Annotated in this window: 12 protein-coding genes and 1 pseudogene; 3 read left to right on the plus strand and 10 right to left on the minus strand. The window is 43.4% G+C overall.

Going from position 1 to position 15,536, the window contains the following annotated elements; genetic code table 11:
• Both BP27_RS0113660 and BP27_RS16475 read left to right on the plus strand, forming a co-directional pair.
• Nucleotides 1-322 (plus strand): IS30 family transposase (locus BP27_RS0113660; protein WP_027849786.1); only part of this gene is annotated, 322 nt, incomplete at its 5' end.
• A 9-nt stretch (nucleotides 323-331) separates the two neighbouring features.
• Nucleotides 332-2,008 (plus strand): annotated as a pseudogene (locus BP27_RS16475) (ATP-binding response regulator); the annotation flags it as partial.
• 4 nt (nucleotides 2,009-2,012) lie between these two features.
• Here BP27_RS16475 and BP27_RS0113670 read toward each other — a convergent pair.
• The 3 genes from BP27_RS0113670 to BP27_RS0113680 form a co-directional block, all read right to left on the minus strand.
• Nucleotides 2,013-2,675: a LuxR C-terminal-related transcriptional regulator gene (locus BP27_RS0113670; protein ID WP_027852001.1), complete on the minus strand. Its 663-nt coding sequence runs from the start codon at nucleotides 2,673-2,675 to the stop codon at nucleotides 2,013-2,015.
• A gap of 163 nt (nucleotides 2,676-2,838) precedes the next feature.
• Nucleotides 2,839-4,788, minus strand: a complete 1,950-nt coding sequence (acs, locus tag BP27_RS0113675; protein WP_027852002.1) for an acetate--CoA ligase — start codon at nucleotides 4,786-4,788, stop codon at nucleotides 2,839-2,841.
• Nucleotides 4,789-4,939: 151 nt separating this feature from the next.
• Complete coding sequence (locus tag BP27_RS0113680; RefSeq protein WP_211251319.1) at nucleotides 4,940-5,476, minus strand: SprT family zinc-dependent metalloprotease; 537 nt, start codon at nucleotides 5,474-5,476, stop codon at nucleotides 4,940-4,942.
• Nucleotides 5,477-5,528: 52 nt separating this feature from the next.
• Between BP27_RS0113680 and BP27_RS16480 the strand changes: the two genes are divergently transcribed.
• Nucleotides 5,529-6,152, plus strand: a complete 624-nt coding sequence (locus tag BP27_RS16480) for a YecA/YgfB family protein (RefSeq protein WP_036240507.1) — start codon at nucleotides 5,529-5,531, stop codon at nucleotides 6,150-6,152.
• Between the two features lie 2 nt (nucleotides 6,153-6,154).
• On the opposite strand, the gene BP27_RS0113690 is transcribed toward BP27_RS16480, so the two are convergent.
• From BP27_RS0113690 to aceE, 7 genes are all read right to left on the minus strand, one after another.
• Nucleotides 6,155-6,943: a class I SAM-dependent methyltransferase gene (locus BP27_RS0113690; RefSeq protein ID WP_027852004.1), complete on the minus strand. Its 789-nt coding sequence runs from the start codon at nucleotides 6,941-6,943 to the stop codon at nucleotides 6,155-6,157.
• Between the two features lie 9 nt (nucleotides 6,944-6,952).
• Nucleotides 6,953-7,234 carry a hypothetical protein gene (locus BP27_RS0113695; protein ID WP_027852005.1) on the minus strand — a complete coding sequence of 94 codons (282 nt, stop codon included), beginning with the start codon at nucleotides 7,232-7,234 and terminating at the stop codon, nucleotides 6,953-6,955.
• 114 nt (nucleotides 7,235-7,348) lie between these two features.
• Nucleotides 7,349-8,032 carry a tRNA (adenosine(37)-N6)-threonylcarbamoyltransferase complex dimerization subunit type 1 TsaB gene (gene tsaB / locus BP27_RS0113700; protein ID WP_027852006.1) on the minus strand — a complete coding sequence of 228 codons (684 nt, stop codon included), beginning with the start codon at nucleotides 8,030-8,032 and terminating at the stop codon, nucleotides 7,349-7,351.
• A gap of 6 nt (nucleotides 8,033-8,038) precedes the next feature.
• Entirely contained in the window at nucleotides 8,039-8,695 is a 657-nt protein-coding gene (adk, locus tag BP27_RS0113705; protein WP_027852007.1) for an adenylate kinase, read from the minus strand.
• Nucleotides 8,696-8,850: 155 nt separating this feature from the next.
• A complete protein-coding gene (locus tag BP27_RS17285; protein WP_027852008.1) occupies nucleotides 8,851-10,887 on the minus strand; it encodes a methyl-accepting chemotaxis protein in 2,037 nt (678 codons plus the stop codon).
• Between the two features lie 171 nt (nucleotides 10,888-11,058).
• Nucleotides 11,059-12,711 carry a dihydrolipoyllysine-residue acetyltransferase gene (gene aceF / locus BP27_RS0113715; RefSeq protein ID WP_027852009.1) on the minus strand — a complete coding sequence of 551 codons (1,653 nt, stop codon included), beginning with the start codon at nucleotides 12,709-12,711 and terminating at the stop codon, nucleotides 11,059-11,061.
• Between the two features lie 47 nt (nucleotides 12,712-12,758).
• Complete coding sequence (gene aceE, locus BP27_RS0113720) at nucleotides 12,759-15,431, minus strand: pyruvate dehydrogenase (acetyl-transferring), homodimeric type (protein ID WP_027852010.1); 2,673 nt, start codon at nucleotides 15,429-15,431, stop codon at nucleotides 12,759-12,761.
• Nucleotides 15,432-15,536: the final 105 nt, after the last annotated feature.

Raw genomic sequence — 15,536 nt, forward strand, 5'->3', positions numbered from 1 at the left:
CTTTGCTTCTGTTGGTTTAGTACATACTCTAACGGCAGATAATGGTAAAGAGTTTGCTGAGCATCAAGCCATTGCAAAAGCACTGAATTGTGACTTTTACTTTGCAGACCCTTATGCTTCTTGGCAACGTGGATTGAATGAAAATACAAATGGCTTAATACGTCAATACTGCCCCAAAGGTTCATGCTTTAAGCACTTAGATGATGAGCATTTTGAATTCATTATGCATCGTTTAAATAACCGACCTAGGAAAACACTTGGAATGAAAACACCAAATGAAGTATTGTTTGAAGAATTACAGGCTGTTGCACTAGCAAGTTGAATCCAAGGTTATCAAGATATTAGTCAGCAGAAAGCAATAGAAGAAGCCTTAATTCAATCTGAAAATAATATTCGTATTTACACAGACAATGTTCCTGCTCTTATCGCCTATTTCGACACTGACTTAAACTACCTCTTTACTAATCGGGCTTATGAAGAAGCAATGGGTATAGATCGTAACCAAGTAATAGGTAAAGCTGTTTACAAGGTTATGAATAAACAAGACTATGAACAGCGCAGCCCGTTTATACGCGCTGCCCTAGAAGGAAGACGCCAAAGCTTTGAATTAGAGTTACCAGGTAAAAATCGTAGTTTTCACTATGCACTTGTAACCTATACACCTCATTTGGCTGAAACGGGCGAAGTCCTTGGTTTCTTTGCGCTCTACCAAGACATTACTGAACGTCGTCTTATTGAAATAGCACTGCAAGAAACCAATGAAAACTTAGAGGAACGTGTAAGAGAACGTACTCTAGCTTTATCTGAGTTAAATACAGCTCTGTTTAAAGAAAACCAAGTTAGAGCAAAAGCAGAAGAAGATATGCGCCTTGCTAAACAACAGGCTGAAGAAGCTAATAGCTCTAAAACCCGCTTTTTGGCAGCAGCAAGCCATGATTTATTACAGCCACTCAATGCTGCACGCTTATTTACTTCAGCCCTAGCCAACCAAGTAAAAGAGCCAGAGCTACAAAAAACAACCAGCCATATAGACAATTCACTAAAGGCAGCTGAAGAACTTTTAAGCACTCTGCTCGATATATCTAAACTAGATGCAGGTGCCTTACAACCTAAAATCAGCCACTTTCCTCTTAAAGATCTACTCAACCCTCTCAAAGCTGAATTTAGTGTGATGGCGAGCAACCGACAATTAGAGTTACGCCGCGTAAAAACAAAAGCCTGGGTTAAAAGTGATCCACAAATGCTGCGTCGTATTTTGCAAAACTTTTTATCTAACGCCCTGCGCTACACAGGTGAAGGAAAAGTTCTTATAGGTTGTCGCTATTTAAAAGATGCGCTACGCATTGAAGTATGGGATACCGGCCCTGGCATACCCGAGAGCCGTATAACAGAAATATTTCAGGAATTTAGGCGCTTAGATACACCCGACAAACACAATGAAAAAGGCTTAGGCTTGGGTCTTTCAATTGCTGAACGCATGTCTAAAGTCTTAAACCACCCTATTCAAGTCAGCAGCACCTATGGCAAAGGTACAGTTTTTTCAGTCACCGTACCCAAGGTTGCCGCTGAAAAAACTACCAGTAACTTCTTACCTGGCAGACGCAACTTCAACACCTTGGAAGGCTTAAAGGTTTTATGTATCGACAACGAGCCACTTATTTTAGAAGGCATGCAAGCGCTACTCCAAGGTTGGAAATGTGAGGTCTCCACTGCTGCTAGTCAGCAACAGGCCTTAGCAGTTATTGAACAGGAAAAAACAACAGAAGTTTATCTGGCGGACTATCATCTAAACGACAACAGAACAGGCATTATGGCTTTAAAAGCTATTGAAGCTTACCTAGGTGAAAGTATCAGCGGTATCATTATTACAGCCGATAGAACAGATGAAATAGCAGAAGAAGTGAGTGATGCTGGCTTTTTACTTTTACACAAACCAGTTAAGCCAGCAGCACTAAGAGCAATGATTACCCGAGTCTTACAAACTCGCAAACGCTTGCAAGCCAAATAAATAATTAATCTGTTACTCTCGGTGCTTCTACCTCTAAACGCTTAGCAGCTATCACTGCCTGAGTACGAGAGTGCACACCTAACTTACGTAAAATAGCTGTTACGTGCGCTTTTATAGTAGCTTCAGAAACATTCAACTCATAAGCAATCTGCTTATTCAGCAAACCTTCAGTCAGCATATTTAACACACGAAATTGTTGAGGTGTTAAAGATGATAGTGCATCAGCAAAGCGTGCTTCTTCTTCACTAATTTCATCCATTTGACCTAGCATTTCAGGTGGAATCCAAACTTCGCCCTCAATTACCTGACGTATAGCCGCAGCAATAGTATCTAAAGATGAAGACTTAGGAATAAAACCAGATGCGCCATAATCTATAGCACGACGAATAACCGAGTTTTCCTCACTACCCGATACAACCACCACTGGAATGCCAGGGTTTACGCCACGCAAAAAAACCAAACCCGAAAAACCATGTGCTCCTGGCATATGTAAATCTAGTAGAATCAGATCAGCATCAGGATTATCAGCAACAGCTTGATGTACCCCATCAAGCGTATCCGCCTCTACAATTTGAGCATCACTCAAAGCCTGACGAACTGCTTGTTGCAACGCCGCCCTAAATAATGGGTGGTCATCAGCAACGATTATTTTGTGGCGTAATGCCATTACTAACCTCCAGTTCAGCAGTAAAAAAACCTCACGCATTATTATATTCTTACCATAAATAATCAAGGCGCAATCGAAGATAGCAATAAGTTAAGCTTTAAAAACAACAAAGCCCCGCCAAGGCGGGGCTTTAGAAAACCACTAAACTATTTTAATTTAATCATTATCTAGCTAAGCGATTTTCAATTAGCTCATCTACCACAGATGGATCAGCTAGCGTACTGGTATCACCTAAACCATCCGTTTCGTTAGCAGCAATTTTACGCAGAATACGACGCATAATTTTGCCTGAACGTGTTTTAGGTAAGCCGGCAGAGAACTGAATTAAGTCAGGCGATGCAATTGGACCTATCTCTTTACGCACCCACTTAATGAGTTCTTTTTTTAGGTCATCAGTCGCTTCAACATCATCATTAAGGGTTACATACACATAAATACCCTGCCCTTTAATGTCATGCGGATAGCCAACCACTGCAGCCTCAGCAACAGAAGGGTGAGCAACCATAGCTGACTCTACTTCTGCTGTACCCATACGGTGACCAGATACGTTAATAACGTCATCAACGCGGCCAGTTATCCAATACAAGCCATCAGCATCGCGGCGGCAACCGTCACCCGTAAAGTACATACCTTTATAGGTAGTGAAGTAGGTTTGAACAAAGCGTTCGTGATCACCCCAAATAGAGCGACCTTGACCAGGCCAAGCATCTAAAATAACTAAATTACCTTCCGTTTCACCTTCTAAAATTCGACCTTCAGAGTCAACCAAAGCAGGCTGCACACCAAAGAAAGGAATAGAAGCACAACCCGGTTTAAGGTCTGTTACACCCGCTAAAGGCGCAATTAAAATACCGCCTGTTTCAGTTTGCCACCAGGTATCAATGATAGGGCACTTACTATTACCCATGACTCGGTAGTACCACTCCCAAGCTTCAGGGTTAATAGGTTCACCCACCGAGGCTAAAAGACGAATGCTACTACGTGAAGAACTATCCATCACATCATCGCCTTGAGCCATTAGGGCACGTACTGCGGTTGGTGCAGTATAGAAAATATTAACTTGGTGCTTATCACACACTTGACCAAAACGACCATAGTCTGGGTAGCTAGGTACACCTTCAAACATAAGGGTAGTACCACCATTGGCAAGCGGACCATAAACAATGTAAGTGTGACCTGTAATCCAGCCAACATCAGCCGTACACCAGTAAACTTCACCTGGCTTATAGTCAAAAATATACTGGTGAGTCATAGAAGCATAAACCATATAGCCGCCGGTCGTATGCTTAAGGCCTTTAGGTGCGCCAGTAGAACCAGAAGTAAATAAGATAAATAATGGATCTTCTGCGTTCATTTCTTCAATGGGGCACTCATCTGCACAATCAGCGATTAGCTCATGCCACCAAACATCACGGTCAGCATTCCAATCAACATCGCCACCCGTGCGTTTTAATACAACAACATGCTCTACGGTTTTAACGTTAGGATTATTTAAACCATCATCAACGTTTTCTTTAAGTGGAACATTTTTACCACCGCGGTAGCCTTCATCAGAAGTGATCACTACCCGAGAAGAAGATTCTACAACACGACTCGCTATAGCATCAGGTGAGAAACCACCAAAAATAACCGAGTGAACAGCACCTATGCGTGCGCAGGCAAGCATAGCAATAGCAGCCTCTGGAACCATAGGCATATACAGGGTAACAACTTCGCCTTTTTTAACGCCTAATTTTTTTAGACCATTAGCAAAGCGGCACACCTCATGGTAGAGCTCGCGGTAAGTGATTTTTTTATCTTCATTTGGGTTATCACCTTCCCAAATAATAGCTACCTGATCACCGCGCTTTTCTAGGTGGCGGTCTAAGCAGTTATAGGAAGCGTTAAGGGTTCCATCTTCATACCAGCGTATATCAACATTGTGAGAGTCAAAGCTAGTATTTTTAACTTTTGTGTAGGGTTTAATCCAATCTATACGCTTTCCTTGCTCGCCCCAAAAAGTATCGGGACTTTCAATAGATTCCTTATACATAGCCGCATATTGTTCTTTATTGATCCATGCGCTTTCTGCTAGTTCGGGTGTTACTGGATAAACTTTTTGTTGTTCGCTCATCAGACTCAGCCTCTGTGCCTGGGTGGATTGTTTTTATCTTGAATTGCTGGGCTAAGTTATACATTGCTAATACGGTCCAATAATATTAGACCTTGGTAGCAACAAAATATTCTTATAAATCAACAGCTTACACATAAAGACTGAGCAGTCATTATCCCACAAGATTATCATCCACTCTTGAAAAGCGTAAATGGCTTTTGCAAGACAAACAAATATATCGCCTACCACCTTTTATCCAGTTATGTTTTTTTAAGGTCAAAGCATGCTCTCTTTCTTCACAAGCGCAGGTATAAAAGTAGCCCATTTTAGCTGCACGCTTTATATCAAAACTATGCGTTCTAGCAGCAGGTAACTGAAATACCAGCTGCATAATTTGCTGCCATTCTTTACCATGCGGCCTAATTGCAGAACCAAACAGTTTCCAAGCCAATAAGTGAGCTACTTCATGGGGTACTACTTCCGCTAAAAACTCAGTTTCATTTTCTTTTAGCAATACAGCATTAAACCTTAAGCGATTATTTTGTAGTTCAGCCACTCCAGCACTACGACCACGCAGGTTAATCAACACCTCAGGGCGTTGAAAAGATTTTAGATAATAGAGCTCTGCAGTTGCGTAACAATCGAGTACCCTAGTGCGTAAACGCAAGCCTAGTTCACTTTGTAATGATATAGATGAAGACTTTTGCACTACTAACCTTATAAAATTCTCATAAATTAATAACTTAAACCCAGAGGCAACCATGAATCAAGACAACGAATTGCCCCAGATGTTGCTCAGTGATGCACAGCTGGAACAGCTCGATGAATGTATAGAACAACTCTCTAGTGACGAAGAAGACGCCGACCTTTATATTGCCCTTGGCTATCTTACCGCACAAGCTTTACCCCCTGAAACTACTAGCCCCAGCCAGTGGCTGGCACAGCTTTTTGCCGAACCTAGCAATACAGAAGCAAGCCAAACGCTAGTAGAATTATTCGACCTTGCCGTAAATGCAGCAAAAAAAGGCTTCTATCAGGGTGGAGGTATAGAACTACCCTTCGAGCTAGACTTAGCCACTGAAAGCGATGAAATAGCTGACTGGTGTGCAGGCTTTATGCAAGCCGTTATAGAGCAAGAAGATAACTGGTTTGCCAGCCAAGAAAAAGATATGGCAGAGCTACTTCTACCCATTATGGCTTTATCTGGGCTTTTTGCCGATGAGCCAGAATTTATAGAAATAGATGAAGACCCTCAATTAATGGCACAGCTAGCTAAGCAACTTCCTGATCTACTGCTAGATATTTACTGCCAATTTAATGCACCCGAAGAAAAGCCAAAAACTCGACCCTTAATTGGTAATCAAAAAAAGAATCGTCGTCGCTAAAACTACTTGCCTTGCAGGGAGCGCAGGGCATAAACATCAAATCGATTCGCCTTACCCACCAAACTAAAGCTAGGTTTTTTTCCTGCTAACTCGGGGGCTTTTCTAGGTCTTTTAACCACTACCCTATGGCTAGCTAAATCTAAAGCTTGGGCTAACAACTCATCTGCATCTAAATCTTTTCCGACTAGATCACGAAAAAAGCGCATTTCTTTTTTAACCTGAGCAGTTTTATCACTGCTAGGAAACATAGGGTCTAAATAAACCACTTGGGGTTCAAAACTTGCGGCAGAAGCTAAACTTGCCATTGCCTGAGTGGAATCACCTGCTTGTAACTGAAACCCCTCTTCTAACCAGGCTAAATCTGCTTCACCTTTTACACGATTGAGTGCATCTTCTACCAAAGCAGCGACCCAAGGATGCCTTTCAATCCCAAGTAGTTGGCAGCCCAAAGAGGTTAGAACCACCGCATCCGTTGCCAAACCTAAGGTAGCATCGAGTACTCGCGGCGAAACACCCTGTTTTAATCCACAAGCTTTAGCTAAAGCTTGGCCACGACCACCACCCTGCTGTAACCGGTGCGCCATAGCGCCAGCAGAAAAGTCGACTCTAACAGGATTGATTTTAGGTAGGTCAGCATGAGCCAAGGCCAAGCCCTGCTGATCATAAAGAAGGTATAAGCCCGACAGAGGCGCACGATCAACTAGAAGTAAATTAAGCTTCTCAGCCCAAAGTTTGGCTAAAGCTAATTCAGAAGTGGAAACTAAAACACTGGAAGGCGTTACTAGAGCCATAAAGCTGCTTTAAACATAAACATCTATTCGCTGCCATTCAGCCCATAAATGCCCTTGATGAGCCACCGACCAATAGCCTCTTAAAGCCCGTCTAGCACTAGCAGAAAGCTCACGCTCATCAAAATTTAACTGCTCATCGGCGGCAATATAATCAATGTCAGGATTAAACTTAGCAATGCCTGCTGCACTAGAAGCAGAATCTTCTGATGCATTATCAACCGGCCCAGAACTTTTTTTGCGACGCTTGGGCGCTAAGGGTAAATGAGTATGAAAGGGACCTTGAATACGCATAGGCTATCTTGGTTATCTCAACAGTAAGCTATTGGAATGACTAGCCATTAAACTATCGGCTCCAACTTATAAAACTTAATATAAACAGGTGGTTTAATCACTTATTAAGTTTATTTAACTCCCGTGAGTCACTTTATCGCGCAAATAAATGGGCACAGCTGCAGCTGCATCCTTCACCTCACCTTTTAACCAGCACCTATGCGCTAAATGCACTAGTGCTTTTGCAGAAGGTAAAACATCTGGCAAATAAACAGCAATTTTTTCAGTAACTTCAGAGTTTAAGCGCTCAGCATAACAAGCACCTGAACCCACTAAAGCCCAAGGAGCTTCTTTAGCCAAGGCAGGCAAACTCACCCATTCAGGTGCAGCTAACTGCTCATCCATTAAGGCCACAGGCCAAACACCTTCAGCTTGCCAAGCAGAGTAATAGACCTCATCCATACGCGCATCTAAAAGCGTTAAAACTTGATTAATGCCCTGTTGGTTGATTGCTGTCCAAGCCATGGCTTCTAAGGTTGAAATAGGAATAACCGGTTTATCTAGCGCTAAAGCTAATCCTTGAATACTAGCCGCTGCAATGCGTAAACCCGTAAAGGAACCTGGGCCACGCCCAAAGGCTAAGGCATCGACCTGAGTTAACTCGATACCGGCTTTATTTAACAACCCTTTAATTTGAGGTAGCAAGGCTTGTGCTTGCTGGCGAGGCAAAAGCTGAAAATCTTCCAGCACCTCGCCATTAAGCCAAACTGCGACAGACCCTGCATCAGTTGAAGTGTCTAAAGCCAGTATGCAAGTCATAAAGTTTTAAGCACCTAAAGCTTTAAAAATTTGCTGACAAATATCATCAACACTGCCAACACCCTGAACTTGAGCATAGGTAGGTGCTTGTTCAGCATCTTGTTTAGCCCAAGCTTTATAGTATTCAACTAAAGGCGCTGTTTGATCGTGGTAAACCGTTAAGCGGTGACGAACCGTTGCTTCGTTATCATCTTCACGCTGTATTAGGTCTTCACCGGTTTCATCGTCTTTACCTTCAACCTTAGGTGGGTTGTAAACCAAGTGATAAGTACGACCCGATGCAGGGTGAACACGACGACCTGCCATGCGCTCAACAATGGCTTCATCTTCAACCGCTATTTCAACAACATAATCTAGCTTAACGCCGGCTTCTTTCATGGCATCAGCTTGTGGAATGGTTCTTGGGAAACCGTCAAACAAAAAACCCTTGGCGCAGTCAGGTTCGTTTATACGGTCTTTAACCAATCCAATAATTATGTCATCAGAAACCAGGCCACCAGCATTCATAATTTCTTTAGCTTTCAACCCCATTTCTGTGCCAGCTTTTACAGCAGCACGCAACATATCACCTGTAGAAATCTGAGGAATACCAAATTTCTCACAGATGTATTGAGCTTGTGTGCCTTTACCAGCACCAGGTGCTCCTAATAGAATCAGACGCATGTAGGTCTCCTTCAATATTTTATTATGAGTTTGTAATAGGAAAAAGTTGGGTAATTTTGAAAGATAAGACAATACATGCTGTCCCCGAAGCTGACAAGCTCCGAGGACTAATACTCTAGGCGTAATAAAGACACTTTATAAGCAAGCCAAAGCGTTTAATCTACCTGAAAAACACTAATACCTTGTTGCAATTGTTCGGTAGTGCTGGCTAAAGCCTGACTTGAACTAGCCGTAGACTCAGCACCCTGGGCACTCTCGTCTGCACCATCACGAATACGACTTAAGTTTGCATCTATTTCTGCTGCTACTGAGGACTGCTGCTCTGCGGCTGTGGCTATTTGTTGATTCTTAGCATCAATTTGCTGAACTGCTTGCAAAATATGACTTAAAGTTTCACTCACTTGCTGAGATTGCTCAGCCGTTAGCTCTGCTCTTTCATGGCTTTTTTCAATATGCCCGACGACACTCGCCACCCCTTGATGCAAATCCGTAATGATTTCAGCGATTTCATGTGTCGAATCTTGTGTACGGCTAGCCAATGACCGCACTTCATCGGCCACAACTGCAAAACCCCGACCGGCATCACCTGCTCTAGCTGCTTCAATAGCAGCATTTAAAGCCAATAAATTGGTTTGTTCAGCTATGCCTTGTATAACCTCTAAAGCGCTACCAATACGAGCACTCCGCTCAACTAAAGACTTACCCGCATTAGCAGCATCTTGTAATGAACCTGCCAAACGCTGCATTCGATCACTCATTTCATCTGACAAACCTTGGCTTTGTTCTGCTTGTAATCTCGCTTCACCTGCTCTAGTTGCCGCATCGGCTGCATGTTCAGCAACCTCTGTTGCTGTAGCACTCATCTCATTCATAGAGCTAGCTACCAGCTCAGTTTCTTGCTGCTGTATGCCACTGGTTTGCTGAGCTTGTCCTGCTGAAACCGCTACTAGGTTAGCCTGTTGGGTTACCTGCTCTGCACTGCCCCTAACTGTGAACACCAACACTCGCATCTTTTCTGCCATGCTTGCAAAAGCTTGGGTTAGTATCCCAGTTTCATCACAGCTTGCGGTTTTAGGTGCTACGCGTAAGTCACCATCGGCTAAAAGCTCAACACTTTTAAGAAGGCGCTGCATATTGGTGTGAATAGAAACATAAAAGCAAGAATACAAATAACCTATAACAGCTACTTGCAAAAACAACAGAATACCTAAAATCCACAAGCGTTTTTCTTGTTCAATTTCTGCAGCCTGTAAATACACATCTGAACGCTGAATAAACTGTTGGCCTACACTTAAAATTTCTTTTTGAGCCTTTAGGCTTTCAGCATAAAATCCAGACCAGCCGCTATCAAAACTTGAAGCAAAAAGAACCTTGTCTTCCAGGCTGAATTGAAAATTATCTAAAGCTAAAGCAACTTGCTCACTTAAGGGTTGTAACTCCTTAGCTAATTCAGTGGAACGCGCTTCAAGACTACTCAAGGTTAGCTGCCAGCTTTGTTTTTGACGATTAAGCTGATCTAAAGCACTTTCTAACTCTGTACTGCTAATGGAGTCCATATAAGCTTGAAGCAACACTTGGCTGCCATAGTTACGACCCTGACCAACACTCGCTAAAAGGTCTGGCAGCTGAGTATTAAGCAACAACTGCAAGAGCTGCACTTCAGTGCGCGAATCTCTAATCAAATCACTGCTTTGACGTAAAATCTGTAATAAGTCAGTGGTTTGTTTTACCAAGGGCTGGTAGTGCATGAGCGCCATACTCACATTGCCCTGCCTAGATTGAGGCTTAAATAAACGTTCGGCCTGCGCCTTTAACTTAGTTAAAGCCGACTCAAGGTTAGAGTCAGCTAGTTTAAAGTTAGCTGTTTGCTCTAGTTTATTAAATCGCTCTAACCATTGGTTAGCCAACAAGTTAATCTCTTGTCGTAACTCAGGCGTTTCACGGCTATCAGCCAAAGCAGCATAATCGCGATATTCCTCAGATACAGCAATCAGCTGCAACACATCGGCTTGTAAAGACAAGCCATCTCGCTCTAGCTGTAGTTGACGTAAATCGTTCCAAAACTGCTTAGTTTGTACGCCACTTAATACGATGAGTGGCAATAAAAACAATAGCGCAATTAAGGTAAATTTTTGGAAGTAAACCAGGCGATTCATAAATGCCATGCCCGGCTTTAAGAATGTTTTTAACATTGTTCAGCCCTCTGCAAGGTAGCTGTTATTTTTATTGGAACCTTTAGCTAACCATAACTGAACTAACAAAGAAATCAAACGTATGTTTAAATTAATTGTGTAAATAAAAACTTCCGTGGGTAACGGAAGTTTTTATCTTTTAGAAAAACACTTTTAAAACAGCAACCTAGACTAAAGCAGCATTTTGCGTATATCGCTTAGCTGCTGAGCAAGGTAGGCAGTAAAACGAGCAGCATCTGCACCATTAATGGCTCGGTGATCGTAAGACAAGGACAAAGGCAGCATTAAGCGAGGTAAAAAAGCTTTACCGTCCCAAACTGGCTTCATACTTGCTTTAGACACACCCAAAATAGCTACCTCAGGCGCATTAACGATAGGTGTAAAAGCCGTACCGCCAATAGAACCTAAGGATGAAATGGTGAAACAGCCACCTTTCATATCATCGCCTTTAAGCTGTTTATTTTGTGCTTTAGCCGCTAATTCAGAAGACTCTCTAGCTAACTCATAAACACTTTTCTTGTCTGCATCTTTTACGACAACAACCAACAGCCCATCAGGCGTATCAACAGCAAAACCTATGTTGACATACTCTTTCCAAATTAATGTATCGCCAGCGCCCCCTAAAGACACATTAAATTGTGGGAAGGCCTTAAGTGCCAAAGCACAGGCTTTAATCATAAAGGGCAGGGGTGTTAAGCGAGCACCTTGCTTTTCAGCTTCAGCTTTCATGGATTTACGGAAGGCTTCTAAGTCCGTAATGTCCGCTTCATCAAACTGAGTGACATGCGGCACATTTAACCAGGAGCGGTGCAAGTTAACCGCACCTGCTTTTAGTAAGCGCCCCATGGGCTTTTCTTCCACTTTTCCAAACTGGCTAAAGTCTTGTTGTGGAATAGGCGGAATACCAGCACCACCTGCGGCAACCGTACCGCTGGTTGCTTTGGTTTGCTGCATGACCTGCTTAACAAAGTTCTGCAAATCTTCTTTTACAATACGACCCTTGCGTGCAGAGCCAACCACCTGGGTTAAATCTACACCCAGCTCACGCGCCAATAAGCGTACCGCAGGCCCTGCATGAACTTTACCCGTGGTTACAGCGCCACTAGCTACTTCGGGCTGACTAGCTAAGGGAGCTGAAGCACTAGCTGCAGGTGCGGCAGCTGGAGTAGCTGGTTGACTAGCAGCTGGTGCAGAACTTTGAGGCTGAGCTTCAGCCTGGAGAGCAACAGCACCTACCACTTCGATATAGCCAATTAAGTCGCCTTCAGCAACTTTATCGCCCTCTTTAACACTCAACTCTACTAGCTTACCCGCATAAGGGCTAGGCACATCCATAGAAGCTTTATCGGTTTCTAAAGTAATCAGCCCATCTTCAACAGCTAACTGATCACCCACACTGACCGACACCTCAACTATTTCGACTGCTTCGCTACTACCAATATCAGGTACACGAACCTCTTGTCGGCCTACACTCGCTGGTGCTTCTTCAACTGAAGATGACTCAGGTTCAGCCGCTGCAATCACCGGCTCTGGTTCTGCAGCCACCTCAGTTTCCTTGGCTTCTTCAGTTTCAGAGGTGGCAGCGCCTTCTAGTTCCACCTCAAAAATAGGGCTACCTTCTTTAACCTTGTCACCTTCGTTAATTAAAACCTTGGTTACTACCCCTGCTACAGGGCTAGGAATATCCATGCTGGCTTTATCAGACTCCAGCACAATTAACGTGGTTTCTACCTCTATTGAGTCACCCACCTGAACACTGATTTCAATGACTTCAACTTCATCACTGCTGCCGATATCAGGCAGTTTAATAGTTTCGTTACTCAAAGCTTATCTCCTGAACTGGGTTGCGATCGTTACTTTGCAATTAGTCATTAGCAATACAAGGGATCAGATTTATTAGCGTCTATCCCGTACTTAGCCATAGCATCACTCACCGTTTTTACAGGAAGCTCTCCACGATCAGCCAAGGCTTTAAGTGCTGCCACCACAACAAAATAACGATCCACCTCAAAGAAATAACGTAGCTTTTCACGCGTATCAGAACGGCCAAAGCCATCAGTACCTAGCACTTTATAATCAGAAGGTACCCAAGCACGTACTTGGTCAGCATAAAGCTTCATGTAATCTGTCGCGGCAATGACCGGACCCTCACGACCTTCTAGCTGCTGAGTAATAAAGGCTTTTTTCGGTTCAGTTTCTGGGTTTAAGAAGTTGTGTCGTTCAACCTGCAATGCATCACGGCGCAGCTCATTAAAGCTAGTTGCGCTCCAAACGTCTGCTTCTACACCCCAATCTGCTTTTAGTAATTCAGCGGCTTTTTCAACTTCACATAAAATTGTGCCCGAACCTAAAAGCTGTACTTTTTGCTTAGCTTTGCCGCCTTCTTTAAGCAGGTACATACCTTTAATAATCTGCTCAGCAATGCCTTCACGGTCTGGCATTTCTGGGTGAACATAGTTCTCGTTCATTACCGTAATATAGTAGAAGCAGTTTTCTTTGGCTTCATACATACGGCGCATACCGTCTTGAATAATCACTGCCAACTCATAGCTGTAAGTAGGATCGTAAGTATGGCAATTTGGAATGGTCGCTGCTTGTAAATGGCTATGGCCATCTTGGTGTTGTAAACCTTCACCGTTCAAGGTTGTACGGCCAGCTGTACCACCCACCATAAAGCCGCGTGCTTGCAAGTCGCCCGCTGCCCAAGCTAAATCACCAATGCGCTGAAAACCAAACATAGAGTAGTAAATATAGAAAGGCACTAGCGTATAGTTATGGTTGCTGTAACTGGTGGCTGCTGCCATCCAAGCCGACATAGCACCTGCCTCAGTAATACCCTCTTCTAGCATTTGACCTTTTTTATCTTCCTTGTAGTACATAATTTGCCCAGAATCTTCAGGCTTGTACTTTTGGCCTTTAGCGGCATAAATACCCAGCTGGCGGAACATGCCTTCCATACCAAAAGTACGTGCTTCATCTGGCACGATAGGCACTACTCGGTGACCCATTTCTTTATCTTTGGTTAAGCCAGTTAAAATTCGTACAAAAGCCATAGTCGACGAAATCTCACGCCCTTTACTTCCCTGCAACATGGCAGCATAGGTTTTGTCATCTAAGGCAGGTACTTTTAAAGCTTCAAAATCTGCACGGCGTGAAGGCACAAAACCATTTAAAGCTTCACGCGCACGATGCATATAGCGCATCTCTGGGCTATCATCTTCTGGCTTATAAAAAGGTACGTCTTCAAGCTGTTTATCATTTAAAGGAATGCCAAAACGATCACGGAATTTCTTTAGTGTTTCCATTTCCAGTGATTTAACCGAGTGAGTATCGTTTTTCGCCTCACCATCATCGCCTGTTCCATAGCCTTTAACCGTATGCGCCAAAATGACTGTTGGACGGCCATTAGCATTGTGTACTGCCTCATGGTAAGCGGCATAAACCTTGTAAGGATCATGACCACCACGGTTTAAACCATAAATATCTTCATCAGATAAATCATCTACCATCTTTTTCAGCTCTGGATCAGCACCAAAAAAGTGTTCACGCGTATAAGCACCACCGCTGGCCTTATAGTTTTGGTATTCGCCGTCCACTGCTTCATCCATGCGCTTTTGCATTAAGCCCTTGGTGTCTTTTTCAAACAGCGGATCCCAATGACGACCCCAAACCACTTTAATAACGTTCCAGCCAGCACCACGGAACACGCCTTCCAGTTCTTTCATGATGCGACCATTACCACGCACTGGGCCATCAAGGCGCTGCAAGTTACAGTTCACTACAAAAATTAAGTTATCGTAGTTTTCACGACCCGCAAGAGAAATAGCACCTAAAGATTCAGGCTCATCACACTCACCGTCGCCCATAAAGCACCAAATTTTGCGGTCTTTAATTTCTTTTTGCTCACGCGAGTCTAGGTACTTCATTACCCTAGCTTGGTAAATAGCTTGAATTGGACCCAAGCCCATAGAAACGGTAGGAAACTGCCAGTATTCAGGCATTAACCAAGGGTGTGGATAAGATGAAATACCCTTGCCATCGACTTCTTGGCGAAAGTTATCTAACTGCTCTTCTGTTAAGCGCCCTTCTAAAAAAGAACGCGCATAAATACCCGGCGCACTATGGCCTTGGAAGTAAATTAAGTCGCCCTCAAAGTCATCTTTAGGTGCGCGAAAGAAATAGTTAAAGCCCACATCATAAAGAGTGGCGCTAGACATAAAGCTAGAGATATGGCCGCCAATACCAGAGTTAGAGCGGTTAGCACGCATCACCATCGCCATCGCATTCCAGCGAATTAAAGAACGAATTTTACGCTCCATATACACATCGCCAGGCATACGTGCTTCATGTGATACAGGAATAGTGTTGCGATGGGGAGTGGTAATAGAAAAGGGTAGTTGAGAACCATCACGGCGCATCCGCTCGGTTAATTGCGTTAGTAAAAACTTACCACGCTCCTCACCTTCGTTCGTTAATACCGAGTCCAGCGAATCTAACCACTCTTGAGTTTCAACTGGATCCAGGTCTTTAACCTCCTGATTCATATAATTTCTCCACTTATATTCATTAGAACTAACAGTAAATGTAGCCTGACTACAGCTTTCTAGCATCAGGCCCAATAAATTTGATGTGACTAGCGAGTCACCACT

It is taken from the genome of Marinospirillum insulare DSM 21763 (assembly GCF_000686905.1).
Lineage (GTDB): Bacteria > Pseudomonadota > Gammaproteobacteria > Pseudomonadales > Halomonadaceae > Marinospirillum > Marinospirillum insulare.